We start from the raw sequence: 19,159 nt of genomic DNA on the forward strand, positions 1-19,159 counted from the left end.
GGTCGAGCGGACGCGACCCGCCGGTCGCACTCCCCCGGTGTCTGCGCCCGGGCCACTCGCTTTGCTGCCCACCCCCCGTGCGGGCGGGGCGAGGGACTTCGTCATTTATGCTTCAGGGCGGCCTCGGGGTGGCGGGTCCGAACAGTGGCCACGTGACGGCTGAGCTGAACGTTCTTGGGGAGTCGACTCTCCGCCGACACGCGTCTTCGTCGGTGCGGGACGCGCAGCCCGGCCCGCCCGCGAGCAGAGATCCCCCGGGGAGAAGTGAGGAATGCCAGTGATCTGCGTCGGAGGCATGATCGGGATCGGCAAGACGAGCGTTGCCGAACTGCTCGCGAAGGAGCTGGGCAGCGCGGTCTTCTACGAGAGCGTGGAAGACAACCCGATCCTTCCGCTCTTCTACACGGCAAGCCCCGAGGAGATCCAGGCGAAGCGCTATCCCTTCCTCCTCCAGCTCTACTTCCTGCAGACGCGGTTCGCCTCGATCAAGGAGGCGTACAAGCAGGGCGACAACGTCCTGGACCGGTCCATCTACGAGGACTGGTACTTCGCCAAGGTCAATCACGACCTGGGCCGCATCAGCTCCCTGGAGATGCAGGTCTACGAGGGCCTGCTCAACGAGATGATGCGCGAGATCGACGGCCTGCCGTACCGCAAGGCGCCCGACCTCATGGTCTACCTCAAGGCCGACTTCGACACCGTGCTGCACCGCATCGGGCTGCGGGGCCGCGACTTCGAGCAGGACGAGAGCCTCGTCGAGTACTACCGGACGCTGTGGGCCGGCTACGACGACTGGGTGCACAAGCACTATTCCGCGAGTGACGTCCTCGTCGTCGACATGAACCACACCGATGTGGTGAACAACCCCGAGGACGCGGCTCGCGTGGCGCAAGAGGTCAAGGCCGCCCTCGCGGCGGCCGGCCCCCGGAACTGAACCCGTTCCCAAGCCCAGCGATACCCGCTCGTCGCCCGCGCCCGCCGCACCGCCCCTGGACGTAGTCCGGGGTCGCGGCAGGCGCGCCCTCGCGTTCCGCAATGTCGCGGCCGGTCCACGAACGCCCTGGAGTCCGCCCCTCGCGGACCAGCCCGTCAGGCGGGAAGGAGTTCGGCCAGCCGGACGAGGACGGCGTCGATTTCGGCCGGTGTCAGGGGCACGAGTTCGAGCAACACCTCCTCCGCGCCGGGCCGACCGCCCGGCATGACCCAGATCGATGGTGAGCCCGACCGCAGCGCGCTCTCCAGGGCCGCGGCGTCCATGCGCGATACGGCGGGGTCCACCGTGAGCCGAGCGCGTTCGAAGGGCAGCCCGGTCGGGTCGGGGACGGGCGCGGCGGTGACTCCCCGAAGGGCATCGGTCCGCGCGACGAACTCCGCCACCTTGTCCGCCTGTTGCCTCTTCCATGCCTCCATGTCCAGTCCGTGTCGCGCCTCCAGCGCGGCGAGGACTCCGACGACGGCCTCCTTGCTCGCCTTCATCGCACGGCCGATACCCCGTTCCTGCGCCCGCACAGCCGCCACCGCACCCGCTCGGCCCACCACGAGGCCGGCGGTCGGCGATCCCAGGTACTTCTGCCCGCTGACGGTCACCAAGTCCGCACCCGTACGCAGCAGTTCATCGACGCGGAAGTCCTGGGCGGCACCGTCGACGACGACGGGCACCCCGTGGCGGTGCGCGACCGCCACCGCTTCGGACAGCTCGGCACCGGCCCCGCGTACCAGACGGGAGGACACCAGCAACAGGCACGCGACATCAGGGCGCGAGAGGCCGTTCTCCAGGTCCTCCAGCGTGTACGCCTCCTCGGTGCCCACGGCGACCGGAACAGCACCCGCAAGCCGTACGGCCTGCGTGATGGAGTGGCCGTAATCGACCGCGTGGCCCGCCGGCAGGACGACGGCGCGGGGCATCCCGGTCGTGTCCGGCAGGGCCGCGATGCGCTCCGCGGACTCCCCCGTCATCGTGGCCGCGACCGCGAGGGTGATCGCGGACGCCGTGCAGTGCACCACCGTCCCCGCCTCTGCCCCGGCGAACCGGGCGAGCGCGCGATCGGCCACGTCCTGGAGTTCCGCCATGACGAAGAACTCCGACAGGGCCGCGGCGACCGCCGTGGCAACACCCTCCCCACTGCGTGAGACGCCCAACGGGGTGTACGGGCCCCGCGCGTTGATGATCCGGGTGAGTCCGTAGGTGGAGTGAAGTCCCATGGACGACATCCTGCCTGGCTGACGGGATCAAGTCCCCGACGGGGGTGCCCGGTTGATCCACCGCGGGTCCGCCCGGCCCGTGACTCGTCCTGGAGGCCCGCCGTCGGGCCCGGGCGGGGATGCGGGCCGGCCGACTGGAAGGGCGGACCCTGCCGATCGGCCGCCGCCCGGGCGGGCAGCCCCCGACTGCCTGGCCGAACCACCCGGCTGCCGGGCTCAACTCCCCGTGCTGCGCAGGTTCTCACGCACCTTGGCGATGGCGAAGCCCCAGCCCTGCTGGACGGTGGGCTTGGCCGGGACGGCGATCTCGTCAGGGTTGGTGAGCACGTCGAGGAGGACGGGACCGGGCTCGGCGAAGGTGCGCTCGATCGCTTCGGCCAGATCTTCGGCGCGCTCCACGCGAATGCCCTTGATGCCGAGCGCCTCGGCGACCGCCGCGAAGTTTGGGTTGTCCAGGACGGTGCCGAACTCGGGCAGACCGGCCTGCTCCTGTTCGAGCTTCACCATGCCAAGGCGCCGGTTGTCGAAGACGACGAGCTTGACGGGCAGTCGCTCGGTACGGATCGTCATCAGGTCGCCGAGCAGCATGGACAGACCGCCGTCGCCGCAGAACGCGATGGTCTGGCGGTCGCGGTCCAGGAACTGCGCGCCGATGGCCTGCGGCATCGCGTTGGCCATGGACCCCAGGTTGTAGGAGCCGATCAGCCGTCGGCTGCCGCGCATCTCGACGAAGCGGGAGAGCCAGACGGTGGCCATGCCGGTGTCGGAGGTGAACACGGCGTCGTCGTCGGCCGCGGCGTCCACCGCGGCGGCGAGCGCCTCGGGGCGTACGAGGTGATCGCGGTTGTCGAAGGCGGAACGGACCTTGCCGATCAGGCCCTTGTCATGGCCGGGTGCGGCGAGCCTGCGCTGGCCGTCCTGCCAGTGCGTGAACTTCTCGCGCGCGGAGTCGAGGTGCTTTCGGTCCTCGCGGGGGGCTACGCGCTCCAGGAGGCCGCGCACGGTGGGGCCGACATCGGCGGCGAGCGCCACGTCGACGGGCACGCGTCGCCCGATGTGCTCGGCCACGCGGTCCACCTGGACGACCTTCTTGCCCTCCGGGTACCACTCCCGATACGGGAAGTCGGTGCCGAGCAGGACCAACGTGTCCGCGTGGTCCATGGCATGGGCGGCGGCCGGGTTGCCGATCAGGCCGGTCTGGCCGACCTGGAAGGGGTTGTCGCCCTCGAAGCCCTCCTTGGCCTTGAGGGTGAGGACCATGGGTGCGGCGAGCCGGTCGGCGAGGGCGAGGACATCGTCACGCGAGGTCCGGGAACCACGGCCGACGAGAAGGGTGACGTTCCCGCCTTCGTCGATGAGGCGGGCGGCCTCGTCGAGGGCCGGGTCGTCAGGACGGTTCTCGGAACGGGCGACGGAGAGCCGCAGCGGCCGGTCGTTGGGCAGCTCCTGGTCGCCGATGTCGCCGGGGATGGTCAGGACGGCGACGCCCCGGCGGCCGATCGCGGTGCGCACGGCGACCTCAAGGAGGGCGGGGAGCTGCTCGGGCGAGGTGACGGTGGCGCGGAAGACGGCAACGTCCTTGAAGAGGAGGTCGTTGTCGACCTCCTGGAAGTAGTCGGTGCCGACCTCGGAGCGCGGCACCTGCCCGGCGATGGCGAGCACGGGCGTGCCGCTCTTGGCCGCGTCGTACAGGCCGTTGAGCAGGTGCACCGAGCCGGGGCCGACGGTGCCCATGCAGACGCCCAGGGTGTCGGTGAGCTGCGACTGGGCTCCGGCCGCGAACGCGGCGGCCTCCTCGTGGCGGCAGCCGACCCAGGAGAGGGCGTCGGAGGTCCGGATGGCGTCGGTGAGCGGGTTGAGCGCGTCACCCACGACTCCGAAGACCTGCCGCACTCCGAGTTCTTCGAGGGCATCGACGAAGAGGCGGGCGACGGTGCGGGACATGGAGGGGTGTCCTTTCTGTGGGGCCGGCCCGCGGGGCGTGGCCCGCGGTTCTTCAGTGATCGGGCGTCGGGTCCGTACATCCGGTGCGCCGGGCGCGGATGGTTCAAACAGGATGGGGCGAAGGGGACTGCCGAGCGGTCAGCCGGTGAAGCTGTCCGGATCGGCCGCCTTCCAGTCGGCGCCCCACCCGGCGGGCGGGTCGAGGGTCAGCTCGCCGGGCTTCAGCCACTCGTAGAGCTCCGCGTAGGAGCGGAAGTCGTCGCCGTCGGTGGCGCGGCGGCGCAGCAGGTGCGGGCCGAGGTCGCCGGGGTCGGAGACCCCCATCGCGGCCATGATCTTCAGGGCGCTGGAGACGGTCGCCTCCTGGAAGCGCTCGACCCGCTCGGACTTGTCCGCGACATCGAGGGCTCGGGCCCGGCGCGGGTCCTGGGTGGTGACGCCGGTGGGGCAGCGGTTGGTGTGGCAGCGCTGCGCCTGAATGCAGCCGACGGCGAACATCATGGCGCGGGCCGCGTTGGTCCAGTCGGCGCCCATGGCAAGGCGCTTGACGATGTCGGAGCCGGTGGCCACCTTGCCGCTGGCGCCGATCCGGATGCGGTCGCGCAGTCCGGCGCCGACCAGCGCGTTGTGGACGGTGATCAGCCCTTCGGTGAGCGGCATGCCCAGGTGGTCGGCGAACTCCAGCGGGGCCGCGCCGGTGCCGCCTTCGGCGCCGTCGACGACGATGAAGTCGGGGGTGATGTTCTCCGCGATCATCGCCTTGCACACGGCGAGGAACTGCACGCGGGAGCCGGGGCAGAGCTTGAAGCCGACCGGCTTGCCGTCGGCGAGCTCGCGCATCCGGGCCAGGAACCGCACCATCTCGCGCGGGGTGGAGAAGACGCGGTGGTACGGCGGTGAGACGACCGTCTCCCCCTCGGGGACACCGCGGACCTGGGCGATCTCGCTGTTGACCTTGTCGCCGGGCAGTACTCCTCCCATGCCGGGTTTGGCGCCCTGGGAGAGCTTGAGGGAGACGCACTTGACGGCCGGGTGAGCGGCTTTCTCGCGGAACTTGTCCGGATCGAAGTCGCCGTCCTTCGTACGGCAGCCGAAATAGCCGGTGCCTATCTCCCAGATGATGTCGCCGCCGGGACGCAGGTGGTACTCGGAGAGGCCCCCCTCACCGGTGTCGTGGGCGAACCCTCCCCGTGCGGCGCCCGTGTTGAGAGCGAGGACGGCGTTGCCGGAGAGGGAGCCGAAGCTCATCGCGGAGACGTTGAGCAGCGCCATGTCGTACGGACGCGTGCAGTCGGGGCCGCCGACCCGCACCCGGGGTGCCTCCTTCGGCATGTCGACCGGACGCATCGACGGCACCAGGAATTCGTAGCCGCGGCTGTACATGTCGCGCTCGCTGCCGAAGGGCTCCTCGGCGTCGACGCCCTTGGCCCGCTCGTAGACGATGCTGCGGGTGTCGCGGTCGTAGGGGCGGCCGTCGTAATTGCGTTCCACGAAGTACTGCTGGAGCTCGGGGCGGATCGCCTCTAGGAGGAAACGGGCGTGCCCCAGAACGGGATAGTTGCGCAGGACCGAATGGCGCCGCTGGAGCAGGTCGTAGCATCCGAGCAGGGCGATTGCGCCGAGCAGAGCCCCGGCGAACCACCACCACGGCGAGACGACGAACGCCGAGGTCACCGCTGCGGCTGCACACACAATGAGTAGGGCCACGGCCCCGAATCGCACCATGGGTGACCGGATATCCGGGATCGAGGCATTCATGTACGCCCAGGACCTTCGCTCCCGCCTCGGACTCGGCCGAGGACGCCACCGGTTCCGTATCCCGCTACCCCCGGGCCATCGGGGCACGCTCCCTGGGGACGGCGTGGTTGGGGCGGTGTTGTTCCAGAGGGTTGTTCCAGAGGCCGACGAACCGCCACCGGCGCCTGGTCCGGGTCGGACCGGTTCGCCGCCGCCCGCTCTTCGCCGGCCGCACTCTCAATAACCGGTTGGAGAGCAGGTCGACCACTGCTATGTTTTCGGAGGCCGTGCAAGACGTAGAGGAGGTGGTACCCGTGAACGCAGTATCGACATGGGTGCTCCCCTCCGGGGTCATGGTCGGGCGATAGTCAGGTCGTCCGGGAGCGCCGTTCCAGTGCACTCCCGAAAGGCAAGACCATGCGGTTCGCTTCTGAACAGCACCTCGAAGACGGCGTCCGTGAGCGCCATTTCACCCTCGGTGGGATCCCCGGCATCCTGTGGACCCCCGCATCCGCCACCCCGACCACACCGGCACCACTGATTCTGCTCGGCCACCCTCCCCTCGGGCTGCGCAAGATGCACCCGCGGTTGGTGGCCCGGGCCCGGCACTCCGCGGCGGACGGCTTCGCCAGTGCCACCATCGAGCTCCCCGGAAGCGGTGACCGGCCTCGTCTGGCCGCCGTCGAGCAGTCCCGAGCCGACCTGCGCCGGGCGCTGGCGGCCGGCGAGCCGGTCAGCGACGAGGTCGTCGACGCCGTCGTCCTCCCGTTGGTCGACAGGGCGGTCCCGGAGTGGCAGACCGCCCTGGACGCGGTCCTGTCGCTGCCCGAGATCGGCGGCCCGGTCGGATACTCGGGCGGAGTGATCTCCATCGGCATCCGGCTCGCGCTGGTCGAGCCACGCATCTCGGCCGCCGTTCTGTTCGCCGGGAGTTTCGTGCCTCGCGCCGTGTTCGAGGAGGCCCGGCAGATCACCATTCCGCTGCACGTCCTGCTGCAGTGGGACGACGAAGGCAACGACCGCCAGGCAGCCCTGGACCTGTTCGACGCCTTCGGCTCCCAGGACAAGTCCCTGCACGCCAATATGGGCGGGCACACCGGCGTTCCGCAGTTCGCAGGGGAAGCCGCCGCCCAGTTCTTCACCCGGCACCTGAAGTGAGGCCATGCCGACGGACCGGTAGCACCTAGCGGCTGATGGCGGCAGGCCGGCCACCCATCGAGGGCGGTGCCCTGCCGCCGTCACCGCTCATTACGTCGCGGGGCCGCCGTCACCGCTGACCACCTCGCGGGCCTCTGCTGATTCTCGGCAGGGGCCCGCGCTGCGGCGGCATGTGGCCCCATGCCGCGGTGTGCGGCTGGGCCCAGTCACCCTTGTTCCCGTGGCCGCTCGCCCCTAGCCCACACCTCCGGTCAGCGCAGAGAGCGGATCGCCGGGCTCGTGGCCACCATGCCTGCGCACGCCAGGACGGCGCCGCCGCACACCAGGAACAGCGTCGTCGTGCCGAAAGGGACCAGGACACCGGCAAGCAGGTAGGAGAAGGGGTCGAAGGCCACCGTGGCGAGGACGACGAGGCTGAGCACCCGGCCCAGCAATCGCTGCGGAACCCGCTCCTGCAGGGTGGCCACGACGACCACTCCGAGGAACGCGGACCCGAGGCCGATGAGCGAGACGACCGCCGTGGCGGCCACGACATCGGTGACGGCCGCCAGTCCGGCCATGCCCGCGCCGATCGCCGCGACCCCGCCGACCACGGTCCAGCCGCGCCGGGCGGGCGGGCGCCACCCGGCCACGAGTGAACCGGCCAGCGAACCGGCACCGAAACCGGAGAGCACGATGCCCAAGGACCCGGCGCCGCCGAGGCGTTGATCGGCGAGCACCGCTCCACCCACGAGCACGGGACCCACGACCGTGATGTTGATCAGCGCGATGGCTGCCAGCATCCCCCGCACCACCGGCTCGCGCCACGCGTATCTCAAGCCCGCACCCAGGGCACGCGCGGTGCTGACCCGCTCACCGTCGACCTCGTCCGGCCCGGCAGCGCCCCCGGCACGTTCGCCACGCCGCACCGCCCGGATGGGCATGCTGAGGGCGACGGCGGCCAGCGCGGCCAGCACCACGATCCCTCCGAGCGTCGCGTCGAAGCCGACGACGGCGATGACTCCGGCGGCCACCGCGGGGCCGACCAGATCGCCCCCCGACTCCGCGCCCTGCACGAGCGCGTTGACCCGGGCGAGCTTCTCGGTCGGTACGACGGCGGGAAGCAGTGCGAGGGCTGCGGGGAAGTACGCGGCGTCGGCGGCACCGAGCAGTCCGGAGAGCAGGGCGACCGTCGCCACCGATGGCGAGGTGAGGGTGACCAGGGCGCCGAGGGCGAGCAGGACCGCGACCCGGAGCCAGGCCGCGCCGGCCGCGATACGGGCGGGACCGACGCGGTCGACCAGCACGCCCGCGGGAAGCAGGAGCGCCGCTCGTGGCAGTGCCACTGCCACCAGGACGAAACCCGTGGTCATCCCCGGTTCCGACAGCTTCAGCACGAAGAGCGTGAGCCAGATGAGGAACAGCGCGTCGACCACGGCCGCCAGGCCCTGGCCCACGATCAGTCGGCGCAGGTGCGTGTCGCCGAGCGGTTCGCTCGGCAGGGATCGGGCGGTCGGCTCCGTCGTCATCGCCCGCTCCCCGCGGCGCCATCTGGATCGCCACCGTGCGGAAAGCGATCGACCACAGGAGCCTTGATGGGTAACCCCCTTGCAGCACAGTCCAGTTGACGGATCGGCTCGATGCCCGCGTCGTCACCGCCGCCGGGTCCGCACCCGGCTGAACCCGGACGGTCGGGACCGCCCCTCTCTCCGATCGACAACTGGAACACATCCACTCGCTTCCGATGGGACGCGCTGCGTCGGCAGACTCACCCTGCCTGTCACTAGGCGATGTGCGTGCCTCCGTCGACCGTCAGGGTGGTGCCGGTGATGTAGGACGACGCGTCGGACACCAGGAAGACCAGGGCCGCGGCGAGCTCCTCGGGCTGCCCGACGCGGCCCGCGAGCACCCGCGGCATCATCGCTTCGAGATAGCCCTCGGCGTAACCGTCCGTCATCTCGGAGGTGAAGAGGCCCGGCGCCAGGGCGTTCACACGGATGCCCTTGGTGGGGGTCCACTGCTGGGCGAGATCTCGAGTGAGCCCGAGCAGTCCGGCTTTCGAGGCCGAGTAGGCGGCTTGCGGCAGGCCGCCGGTGACCAGCGCGAGAATGCTGGAGATGTTGACGATGGCGCTGCCGGGCAGCATCACCGCGCCCGCGGCCTGAGCCATCCAGTAGGAGCCGTTGAGGTTGATGTCGACGACTTCGCGGAACTGCTTCGGCGTCTCCTGCGCCGCGGGTATCTCGCTGCTGATGCCCGCGTTGTTGACGAGGACGTCCAGCCGTCCGAACGTCCGCACCGCCGCGTCGACCAGAGCGCGGCAGTCCTCCGGCCTGGCGATGTCGGTGGGCACCGCGATGGCCCGGCGGCCGAGCTTCTCGACGGCCGTGCGCACGGCCTCCAGCTTCTGCGTACGCCGCGCGCCGAGAACGACATCGGCGCCGGCCTCGGCCAGGGCGGTGGCGAAGGCGACGCCCAGCCCGGAGGAGGCTCCGGTGACCACGGCGACGCGACCGTCGAGCCGGAAGCGATCCAGAACGCTCATGCCCAACTCCCCCTGTGCGTAGCGATGTTGGTCCACCCGAGCCGAACGGTCCGACGGCTGATCACGTGGTCGACGGTCGATCGCATCGGCAGCGGTCATCGATGGCCGGCGATGTAGCTCACCGTCTCGCCGACGGTCTTCAGCTCCGCGATCCGGTCGTCGGGGAACTTCACCGCGAAGCGGTCCTCTAGTGCCACGGTGATCTCCACCATCGACAGGGAGTCGATGTCGAGGTCGTCGATGAAGGACTTCTCGGTGGTCACCTGGGCGGAGTCGACGCCGGCGACCTCTGCGACGATCTCGGCGAGGGTGTTGAGGATGTCGGTGTTGTTCGCCACGGGGCATCTCCTTCTGGGGGACGGGGTCGGCGTGGGTCGGCGTGGGTCGGTCGTCTCTCGGGGCGGCATCGGCATGGGCGGGATGCCGTGCCGGTGCGCAGCCTCGGTCCGTCGCGCCCGTCGTGCCCGTCCGCCACTGGCCGGAAGGGCGAAGGCCGGAGGGAAGGTCAGAGCCCGAGGCGCCTTCGGTAGGTGAGGAGGGTGCGCAGAAACCCGTCCATCTGCTCCTCGGTGTGTCCCGCGTGCGGGAAGAGGCGCAGAAGCGCCCGGTTGCGTGAGACGGCCGGGTAGGAGAAGACGGGGACGAGGTAGCCGTCTTCGACGAACCACTCCCGCATCTGCAGGGCGGCGGCGTCGCTCCCGATCGGCACGGAGAGCATGTACGAATCGGTCGGCGTGGTCGGTGTGTCGGTCTCGTGCATCTGACGGCGGAAGCGGGCGGCGTGTGCCAGGTAGTCGTCGACGATCGCCGGATCGTCGGCGAGGGCGTCGATCGTGCGCTTCGCGGCGTAGGCGGTGGGCGGCTGGATGGCGGCCGTGAACATCGAGGTACCGGAGAGCAGTTCAAAGGCGTCGATGGCCGTCGCGGGTCCCGCGATCGCGCCGCCTTCCAGGCCGATGGCCTTGGAGAGCGACACCATGACGAAGTCGGCCCGGTCCCGGATCGCGGCCGCTTCCCTGGCGTAGGGACGGTTCTCGGGCCCGTACACCATGAAGCCGTTCGCGTCGTCGATCATGCTGATGGCGCCGTGCCGGTCGCACTCGTCGAGGATTTCGACGAGCGGCCCCATGGTGCCGTCGGCCGAGTAGATGCTCTCGGCGATCACCACGGTCTTGCGGGCCCGGACCCGTGCCAGAATGCGGGCCAGGTCGGAGACGTCGTTGTGCCGGAACGCGTGGACGTTGCGCCCGTAATCGAGTCCCTCCAGGCCCTTCCAGATGCTCCAGTGGACGTCACGGTCGACGACGAAGACGGTGTCGTGGTTGCGTACCTCTATCCCGGCGTCGAAGTGCGCGGAGCTGCTCATGGCGTGCACGAACCCGATGTTGGCGAGCAGCCCCGTGGCGAAGCTGATGGCCCGTTCCTTGCCGGTGTGGCGGGCGATCGTGTCTTCGAGCACCTGGTGCGGGCGGCAGATCCCCTGGGTCATCCTCGATCCGCTGGTGCTCAGGCCGTGAGCGAGCGCCCCTTCGGCGAAATGACGCTGTACGGGCAGATGGCGCTCCAGTTCGAGGAAGCTGATGCTGGCGAAGTTCACCAGCTCCTGGCCGTTGCGGACGATGGTCGGGCCGACGGGACCGTCCACCACGGGCGGGCGGTATGCCGTGTCGTGCGTGTTCGCCTCGACGAAGGCGGCGAACGCCCACGGGGCCAGGCGGTCCACGGAGGGTGCGGCGATGCGGGACGCGGTCATGGTGAGGCTTCTCCTCCACGAGGGGCGCGGGGCGGTAAGGGCTCCAGGGCTGTGGCGAGATGGCCGAGCGAGGCCGTGCCGGCCAGCTCGTCCGACGCGATCCCGGTGAAGCCGAACTGGCATAGCAGCGCCAGCAGTTGGGGGACGGCGACCAGCGTCACGCCGTGATCGGCGAGGCAGCGGTTCATGTCCACGGCGTCGGGGCTGTCGGGCGTGCCGGCCGGAAGACCACCGGGGGCGACGGCTGCCACGGCGGCCGCCAGCGCCCGTTCGGCACGCGTCGCGGGCGGGCGCGTCGAGGTCGGCAGGGTTCCCGTGTCGCCGGTGGTCATGGGACGCAACTGGTCGGCGGGACGGGTCGGTTCGGGGGTGGTCGAGGTCAGGAGGTAGCGGCCCGGGGCCACGAGACCGGGCACTTCGTCGAGGTGGTCCAGGACATGGCGGTGCAGCTCTTCCGGGGTGACGTCAGGGTCGACGAGGACTTGGGCGACGAGGCGCGGCTCGTCGTCCTGCCCCGCGGCCTCTCCACTGGGAGACACCGTTACGTCGTGCACTCCTGGGTGGCAGCGCAGCACGTCCTCGACGTCCGCCAGGCGCACCCAACCCTGCGGAGCACGCCACCATCCGGGGGCGGCCGGCACGGACGGGTGTTCCGGGACCGGGCACTCGGCGCCGGCGGCGAGCGCATGCAGGAGACCGCACAGCCGGACGGGCAGTTCCACGGCCTGCCCGGCGTCGAGCAGATGGTCCCCGACGGTGACGTCGAGGGTGACGACCCCTTCGTCGCGCCCGAGGTCGACGTAGAGGGTGTCGCAGGGCTCGTCCGGGATGCTCGTGATCCAGGTCGCCGACCCGCCCGGCGGACCGTACTGTGCGGGGACCAGGTAGTCGCGTGGCCAGGAGTAGCAGTTGTACTCGATGGTGGGGACGGTCACGACACCGCGCCGCCGGTCCATGCGCGCCTGGGCGGCGACCAGTTCGGCGGGGCGCCACTGACCGTGCCGGTAGGCCGCGGCGGAGGCGGCCGCGACCGAGGCGACCACCTCGCCGAAGGCCGCGCCCGGGCGGAGGTCGATCTGTACCGGAACGGTCAGTGCCCGGACGCCGATGGTGTTCCGCAGATCCGCTCGGGCTCGGTTGGAGACCACCACGGACGCGAGGAACCGGTGTTCGCCGGTGCGGGTGGCGACGTCGTGGGCCAGGGCCGCGAGCAGAACGAGCTCCGGGCTGGCGCGATGGCGACGGGCCAGGCGGTCGAGGTCGGCGCAGGCGTCCACCGAGCGGTGCTGGAGGCGGTGGCGCCCGGCGCCCTCGGGCACCCCGCCGAAGGGGGCCAGCACGCCGGTCGGGTTGTCCGCGAGACGCGTCAGCCATTCGCGCTCCGCCGCGCGGGCGCGCTCCAGGGGCTGGGTGGCAGCCATGTCCAGCGGGTGCGGGCTCCCTTTCAACGGGGCGTCGCCACCGCGCAGTTGATCGTGCAGCTGGCTGATCAGAACCGCGAGGCCCCAGCCGTCGATCAGGACGTGATGGGCGGCCATCAGGACCGCACGCGGCTTACCGCCCTCCAGCAGCACCCTGGCGAGCCAGGGCGGGTTTCGCTCGGGGTCGATGGGGCGGGCGGCCAGCGCTGCCGTGGCGGCCTCCAGGGTCCTGGCATCGGTGTGGGCGACGTCCACGAAGTCGACCGGCAGCGGAGCCCAGTCCGCTTGGTGGACGTGCTGTACGGGACGGAGCGGGTCGACGGTGGTGCGCAGCGCCTCGTGGCGGGCGGTGAGGGACGTCAGCGCCACGAGCACGTCGGCGACGGTGGCCGAGGCAGGCACGTGGCAGTGGTCCGCGAGCGGCGTCGGGTTCACCCGCCGCTGCGCGGGGATGGTGTGCTCGAACCAGTGCCACTGCTGGATCCAGGTCAGCGGCCCGCTGCGCGTGACGGTGGTGGGGCTCGGGGCCGGTTGGGGAAGGTGGTTCACGACCGGGTCCTCATACGGCTCGGACTACGAGAGCGGCATTGTGGCCGCCGAAACCGAACGAGTTGCTGAGAGCGGTCCGCATGCCCGCGTGATGCTGCGCCTGGTGCGGTACGAAGTTGATGTCCGGGTCGATCGGTTCGTCGCAGTTGATCGTCGGCGGGACGTCACCGGTGCGCAGGACCTGGATGGAGGCCACGAGCTCGACCGCGCCGGCGGCACCGATCATATGGCCGGTCATCGACTTGGTCGAGCTGACGGGGATCCGGTCGACGCGGTCGCCGAGCACCTTGCGCAGGACGGCCGCCTCGGTCGCGTCGTTCAACTGCGTTCCGGTTCCATGCGCGTTGACGTAGTCCACGTCCGATCCCGATGTCCTCGCGTCCCGCAGCGCCGCCTCGACGGCGAGGCGCGCGCCGCGGCCCTCGGGGTGCGGGGCGGTCCAGTGATGGGCGTCGGAACTCGCTCCGTACCCGATGAGTTCGGCCAGGGGCGTCGCTCCCCGGCGCGCGGCCACTTCGGCGGATTCGAGCACCACCACGGCGGCCCCTTCACTCATGACGAACCCGTCGCGGTGCACGTCGAAGGGCCGGCACGCCGCCGTCGGGTCGTCGTTGCGTCTGGACAGCGCGCGGGCGTTGCCGCTGCCGGCGAGATCGACGGTGGTGACACAGGCGTCGGCGCCGCCGACGAGCACGACGTCGGCCTCCCCGTGGCTGATCATGCGCATTCCCGCGCCTATCGCGTCCGCACCGCTGGCGCACGCCGTGCTCTGGGCCCGGCTGGGGCCCTGGGTGCCGAGTCGCATGCTGATCTCACCGGCCGCGCTGTCCATGGCCGTCGTGACCTGGGTGAAGGGGCTGATGGCCCGTGGCCCCTTGTCGCGCAGGATGTTCGCGGCGCGGTAGATCGACCCCACGGGGCCGTATCCACTGCCGATGATCACGGCGACCCGCGGCGCCAGCCGTTCGTCGACGACGAGTCCGGCGTGCTCGCAGGCTTCGAGTGCCGCGGCGATGGCGTATTGCGCATAGGGGTCGGCGCGACGACTGACCTTGGGGGGCATGTAGCGGCCGGGGGTGAATCCGCGGACCTGGCCGCCGATGCGGACGCCGAGGTCGGTCACGTCGATCGTGTCCACGGTGTCGATGCCGCTGCGCCCGGCCAGCATCGCCGCCCACGTCTCGTCGACGCTGTGGCCCACCGGCGTGACGGCACCGTACCCGGTGACCATGACCCGGCGTCGGCCGTCACTTCGCTCCCTTGCCTCTGTCACTGGGGAACCACCTCGGCGTCGCTGATGCACGGGGGGATGTCGTCGGGGGCGACCGGGACCATGAGCACGGCTGTGCCTCCCTGGGCGCAGAACCGGCGTGCGGCGGCGACTTCGTCGGTCAGCGCGGACTTGTCGCGCAGTACTCGGTAGTGGATGTCCGAACCGTCCACCACGGGTGGTGGCGCTCCCGGCCGGGTGAAGGGGTAGCGCTCGGCGTCGAGGCCGAGGCGGGCGCGCTGGGCGTCCAGCCAGCCGTAGCCGCCGTTGCACAACACCACGTACAGGACACCACCGTGGGTCGGTGCGGTGACGGCGATGTCCGCGCGGGCCGCGAGGAAGGCCCCGTCCCCGATGAACGCGGTGACTTCGTGGCCCGGGGCGGCCAGCTTGACCCCTACGGCCGCGGCCGCGCCGAATCCCAACGGGGTCTGCTCGGAGGGCACGATGGACCCGCCCCCCACGTGGAAGGGGAAACAGTAGGACCACATGTCCTGCAGCCCGTTCTCCTGGACGAGGACGTGCCGCTCTCCCGCGGTGGCGTCGAGCGCGGCGAGCAGCTCGGGGATGCGGATTCCCGGCAGCACGGCCGCGCGCATCAACTCGCCTTCCACGTCGAGGGACATGGCCTTGCGCGCGACCGCGACCCTGTTCGCCCACTTCTCGGCCGCATCCGTGTGCTCGGGCTCGCGGTCCTCCTCCAGAGCCCGCGTCCAGCCGAGTACGGCGTGCCGGGCGTCGCCGAGCACCCGCGGGCCGAAGAACTCGGCCGAAAGCCCGCCCGGATCGATGTTGACCTGTACCACGGTGACCGGGGGCCAGGGCGTCCCGCCGTCGACGACCGTCTCCTCCAGTCGCCCGGCGAGCGATACCACCAGGTCACAGGACGACCAGAGCTCACGGGCCGGTGCCGCGGCGTAGAGGCCGGCCACGCCGCAGAACAGCGGGTGGCTCTCGTCGACGGCCCCTCGGCCGGACGCGGTGGTGAAGAGCGCCGCGCCGAGGCGTTCGGCGAAGCGCTCGACCACGCCCTCGTCGTTGCGGTGCCGCATTCCCCCGCCCACCAGTACCACCGGGCGCCGGCCCGCGCGGAGCGCCGCCAGTGCCGGTCCCGACCGCACGGCCGTGGGCTCAAGCGGCAGGGCTTCGGGCAGAGTTGGCGCCGGTCCGCTGACGACGACCTCAGCCGTGCGGATGTCGTCCGGTATCTCCAGGTACACCGGTCCGGACGGCGGACCCATCGCTCGGGTCAGCGCCGTCACCGTGGCGGGCACGACGCGGTCGGGGTGACCCACCCGGTGTGCCCATCGCACCAGCGGCGCCGTCACGGCGACTTGGTCGAGCTCCTGGAACCCGCCGCTCCCCCGCCGCCGTTCGGGCGCTCCGGCACCGAGCACGAGGACCGGTGCACCCGACTCCCGCGCTTCGAGCAGCCCCGTAGCCGCGTGCGTGACGGCCGGACCCTTGCCCAGCACGCAGACGGCGAGCCGGCCCGACTGCAGCGCGTAGCCGGTCGCCATGTACATCGCGTTGCGCTGGTCCCGGCACGGCACGAGGTCCAGGCCGGCGCTGTCGAAGGCGCGCAGCAACTCCAGGTCGTCGCCGGGCAGTCCGAAGCAGGTGTCCACTCCGTTCGCCGCCAGCAGGTCGACGATCGCGGACCAGGCGTCGGCGTACCGTTTGCGTGCTCGGCTCACTTCCCACCCACCGTGACAGCGGGAGCCACCGGGAGGTTCTGCGCCACGGCCTGGGACATGAGCAGCGGTTCGGCGTGCCGCTCGCCGCCGTAGGAGATGTAGTTCGCCCTCATCCCGAATCCGCCGAAGGGGCGGTTTCCGTCCTCGGCGTCGAGCAATGTGTGGTTCACGCAGGTGCGGTGGCGCCGGGACAGGATCTTCACGGTCTCCGGATCGTTCCCGTAGACCATTGCCCCCAGTGCGCGTTCGCTGAAGTAGGGGCTCGCCAACCGTTCGCGCAACAGCCTGGCGCTGGGGTAGGCCACGACGTTGAACACCGGGGCGAACATCTCGTCGAGGGGGATCTTGTCGTCGAAGCCCCATAGGAGCACGGTCGGGTCGATCCTGCGGGACGGCAGATCGATGCGCCCACCGTGCCGGATGTGACGCGCGTGGCGCACCAGATAGTCCGAGCAGTTCACCAGCGCCGAGTCGTAGCAGATCGGACCGTAGTCGACGCCCGGGTCGTCGTTGCGCCCGAACCGGAGCGAAGCCAGTTCGGCGGACAGCAGGCCGACGAACTCTTCGGTGCGGCCCTTCGGCGCGAAGACGACATCGGGGCCGAAGCAGTCCTGGCCCGAGTTGTAGAGCCGGATCGTCGTCGCGTCCCGTGCTGCGTGGGCGAGGTCGGCGTCGGGTGCGATCACGAAGGGGTTGATGCCGTGACCGAAGAAGAGGAAGAGTTGGTCTTCCGCCAGCCCTTCACGAATGACCTCGGCATTCTCGTATTTCCCGGTGAAGACAATGAGGTCCGCATCGCGCACCGGCCCGGTCACGAACTTGCGCTGACTGAGTTCGAAGAGTTCGATGGGCAAACCGTGGACCGGTGCCAGCAGGGTGTGCAGTCGGAGCATCTGGCTCTTTATCTCGGAAGAGGGCCGAAAGATGATTCGGTCACTGTAGAGCGAGGCCACGAGCAGGTAGAGCGCGTAGGAATACAACGGGATGTTCGAAGGCATACAGACCGCGGCCAGCGGCACACTGCCGGGCCGGCTCCTGTGGATCTCCTCTTCGGCGCCATCGAGGGTGGCGAGAAACGATTGGAGCTCCGCGTCGGCTGTGCGGTGCGGCGAGATTTCCGTGAGGATCGCCATCACGGAGTCTTGGTTCTCGGCCACAAACCGACGTACTGCGCGCAGTGCGGCGAGGCGGTCAGCGAAGGGAATGCGGTATTCGTTCGCACTGATGGGCGAGCCGGGTGAGGATAAGCCGGTGGTCGCGCCGGCCGAGCCGGGCGGGGATTCGGCATCGGATGCCCCGGGCCCTTTCGGGACTTCCGGCGCATCCGGCCGGGACAAGTCGGTGGTCGTGTCGTACGACGCGGACAGCGAGGTCATGGCGATCTTCTCCAGAACGGCCAGGTTGGGCTTCCCCGAGCTCGTGAGAGGCAGCGCGGGAAGCACCACGATGTGGTCGGGCTGCTCATAGCGGGCGAGCACGGCGCGCAGCACCCGTTTCCAGTGCGCGGGCTCATGACCGTCGGGGTCCGCGATCACGAACACCAGACGACAGCCCAGGCGGGCATCGGGGACGGCGACGACCTCCGTCTGCGCCCCGGCCGACTCGGCCCGGGCGGCGAGGTGGTCGGGATAGAGGGTGTGGCCGTCACGGTGCACGGCGTGCTTCCGGCCGACCGGGAAGACCCGGCCCGCTTCGTCGAGCAGGCCGATGTCTCCGGTGCGGTGAACGGGTCCCGGCACCGGAATGAGCTCGCCGTCATCGCCCAGGTGACCGGCCATCAGGCCGTCGCTGCGTACGACGAGCTCGCCGAGCCGGCCAGGAGGGAGCCGCCTGCCGTGGTCGTCGTGCACCTCGACGATCACGCCGGGCAGCGGTGTGCCGCACCCCGTCGGATCGGCGTGGGACGCCAGCGCGATGTTCCCCACCTCGGTCGCGCCGTAGCCGTCCAGCAGATGATCGCCCGTGCGGGCATGAAACCGGGCCGCCAGACCGCGCCCGAGCGGCGCACCGCCCACGCACCAGGCCCGTACGCGCTTCAGCGCGCTGACGAGAAGAGGGCGGCGGTCGAGCAGGTTGAGCAGGGTGTGGTAGGTCGACGGGGCTCCGTCGACGACGGAGAGGCCGTGGTCCACGGCCATCTCCAGTGCACGGTCCAGGCGCGTGGCCGACCCGTAGACCATGAGCGTGCCCCCGCCCAGCCACCAGCAGAGGACGAGCGACAGACCGTACTGATGGGAGTACGGCAGGACGGGCAGGAAGACGTCGTCGGGCCGGTACCCCATCCGTTCCGCGCTCAGGGAGAGGTTGTCCAGGATCGAACGCCCGGAGCGGACGATGCCCTTCGGGCTGCCTGTCGTGCCCGACGACCAGGAGATCGCGGCGTCCCGGCGCCGCGCCCAGGCCGCCAGGTCGGGCACGGCCGTCGTGCCGGCAACAGGCCGTGTCGGGGTGCCGAAGCCCGGACCGTCGCCGATTTCCAGCTCTACGCGCGCCTGGGCGCGGATCTGCGATCGCTGTGCCGGAGCGGCTCGGTGATCGGCCAACACCACCGATACGTCGAGATGCATGAGCGCGAGTAAATGGACGACCCATTCCGCTGAATTGGATCCGCTCATCATCACCCGCGAACCGGGGACGATGCCGCGACGCGCAAATACCTCGGTGGCCCCTGCGATGCGGGACTCGATTTCGGCGGTCTCCCAGATGTGCCCCTCGGGCGAGATCAAGCGCCTGGAAATGGGCAACTCGCGCTCCTTAACGCCAGGGGGTCTATTCCAACGTCCTGGACGTGCACGTTCATGCAACCCGAATCACGCAATAACGTCTTCTTCTCCTTAAGAAGATGAATCCGAAACGACTATCCCATACCCGCAGAACGGTTGTCGAGTACGGCAAACACCGCCC

Annotated in this window: 13 protein-coding genes; 2 read left to right on the forward strand and 11 right to left on the reverse strand. The window is 70.4% G+C overall.

The window, feature by feature from the left end; translation table 11 throughout:
• Positions 1 to 271 precede the first annotated feature (271 nt).
• Positions 272 to 934 (forward strand): deoxynucleoside kinase, encoded by a 663-nt coding sequence (locus IE267_RS09190; RefSeq protein ID WP_167160946.1) that lies wholly within the window; start codon positions 272 to 274, stop codon positions 932 to 934.
• Between the two features lie 155 nt (positions 935 to 1,089).
• On the opposite strand, the gene IE267_RS09195 is transcribed toward IE267_RS09190, so the two are convergent.
• The 3 genes from IE267_RS09195 to IE267_RS09205 form a co-directional block, all read right to left on the reverse strand.
• Entirely contained in the window at positions 1,090 to 2,202 is a 1,113-nt protein-coding gene (locus tag IE267_RS09195) for an aminotransferase class V-fold PLP-dependent enzyme (protein ID WP_189762782.1), read from the reverse strand.
• A 216-nt stretch (positions 2,203 to 2,418) separates the two neighbouring features.
• Positions 2,419 to 4,146 carry a thiamine pyrophosphate-dependent enzyme gene (locus IE267_RS09200; RefSeq protein ID WP_167160942.1) on the reverse strand — a complete coding sequence of 576 codons (1,728 nt, stop codon included), beginning with the start codon at positions 4,144 to 4,146 and terminating at the stop codon, positions 2,419 to 2,421.
• 138 nt (positions 4,147 to 4,284) lie between these two features.
• Positions 4,285 to 5,871 (reverse strand): FMN-binding glutamate synthase family protein, encoded by a 1,587-nt coding sequence (locus IE267_RS09205; RefSeq protein ID WP_189762783.1) that lies wholly within the window; start codon positions 5,869 to 5,871, stop codon positions 4,285 to 4,287.
• 429 nt (positions 5,872 to 6,300) lie between these two features.
• On the opposite strand from IE267_RS09205, the gene IE267_RS09210 reads away from it, so the two are divergent.
• The gene (locus IE267_RS09210) at positions 6,301 to 7,041 is read left to right on the forward strand and encodes a dienelactone hydrolase family protein (RefSeq protein WP_189762784.1); all 741 of its coding nucleotides are present in this window, start codon (positions 6,301 to 6,303) and stop codon (positions 7,039 to 7,041) included.
• Positions 7,042 to 7,292: 251 nt separating this feature from the next.
• Here the strand turns inward: IE267_RS09210 and IE267_RS09215 are convergent, their stop codons facing one another.
• The 8 genes from IE267_RS09215 to IE267_RS09250 all read right to left on the reverse strand — a co-directional run bounded on the left by IE267_RS09215 (position 7,293) and on the right by IE267_RS09250 (position 18,981).
• Positions 7,293 to 8,549 carry an MFS transporter gene (locus IE267_RS09215; RefSeq protein WP_189762785.1) on the reverse strand — a complete coding sequence of 419 codons (1,257 nt, stop codon included), beginning with the start codon at positions 8,547 to 8,549 and terminating at the stop codon, positions 7,293 to 7,295.
• Positions 8,550 to 8,803: 254 nt separating this feature from the next.
• Entirely contained in the window at positions 8,804 to 9,565 is a 762-nt protein-coding gene (locus tag IE267_RS09220) for an SDR family NAD(P)-dependent oxidoreductase (protein ID WP_189762786.1), read from the reverse strand.
• A gap of 95 nt (positions 9,566 to 9,660) precedes the next feature.
• Positions 9,661 to 9,903, reverse strand: a complete 243-nt coding sequence (locus IE267_RS09225) for an acyl carrier protein (RefSeq protein ID WP_167160933.1) — start codon at positions 9,901 to 9,903, stop codon at positions 9,661 to 9,663.
• 167 nt (positions 9,904 to 10,070) lie between these two features.
• A complete protein-coding gene (locus IE267_RS09230; protein WP_189762787.1) occupies positions 10,071 to 11,318 on the reverse strand; it encodes an aminotransferase class I/II-fold pyridoxal phosphate-dependent enzyme in 1,248 nt (415 codons plus the stop codon).
• A complete protein-coding gene (locus tag IE267_RS09235; RefSeq protein ID WP_189762788.1) occupies positions 11,315 to 13,288 on the reverse strand; it encodes a condensation domain-containing protein in 1,974 nt (657 codons plus the stop codon). Before IE267_RS09235 ends, IE267_RS09230 begins: the two co-directional genes overlap by 4 nt.
• 10 nt (positions 13,289 to 13,298) lie before the next feature.
• Complete coding sequence (gene fabF, locus IE267_RS09240; protein ID WP_229860892.1) at positions 13,299 to 14,561, reverse strand: beta-ketoacyl-ACP synthase II; 1,263 nt, start codon at positions 14,559 to 14,561, stop codon at positions 13,299 to 13,301.
• Positions 14,558 to 16,255, reverse strand: coding sequence for a thiamine pyrophosphate-binding protein (locus IE267_RS09245; RefSeq protein WP_189762789.1), 1,698 nt, complete (start codon positions 16,253 to 16,255; stop codon positions 14,558 to 14,560). The genes fabF and IE267_RS09245 overlap by 4 nt, the downstream gene beginning before the upstream one ends.
• Positions 16,252 to 18,981, reverse strand: coding sequence for an aldehyde dehydrogenase family protein (locus IE267_RS09250; RefSeq protein WP_229860893.1), 2,730 nt, complete (start codon positions 18,979 to 18,981; stop codon positions 16,252 to 16,254). The genes IE267_RS09245 and IE267_RS09250 overlap by 4 nt, the downstream gene beginning before the upstream one ends.
• Between the last annotated feature and the right edge of the window lie 178 nt (positions 18,982 to 19,159).

The organism is Streptomyces xanthochromogenes, assembly GCF_014650455.1.
Lineage (GTDB): Bacteria > Actinomycetota > Actinomycetes > Streptomycetales > Streptomycetaceae > Streptomyces > Streptomyces xanthochromogenes.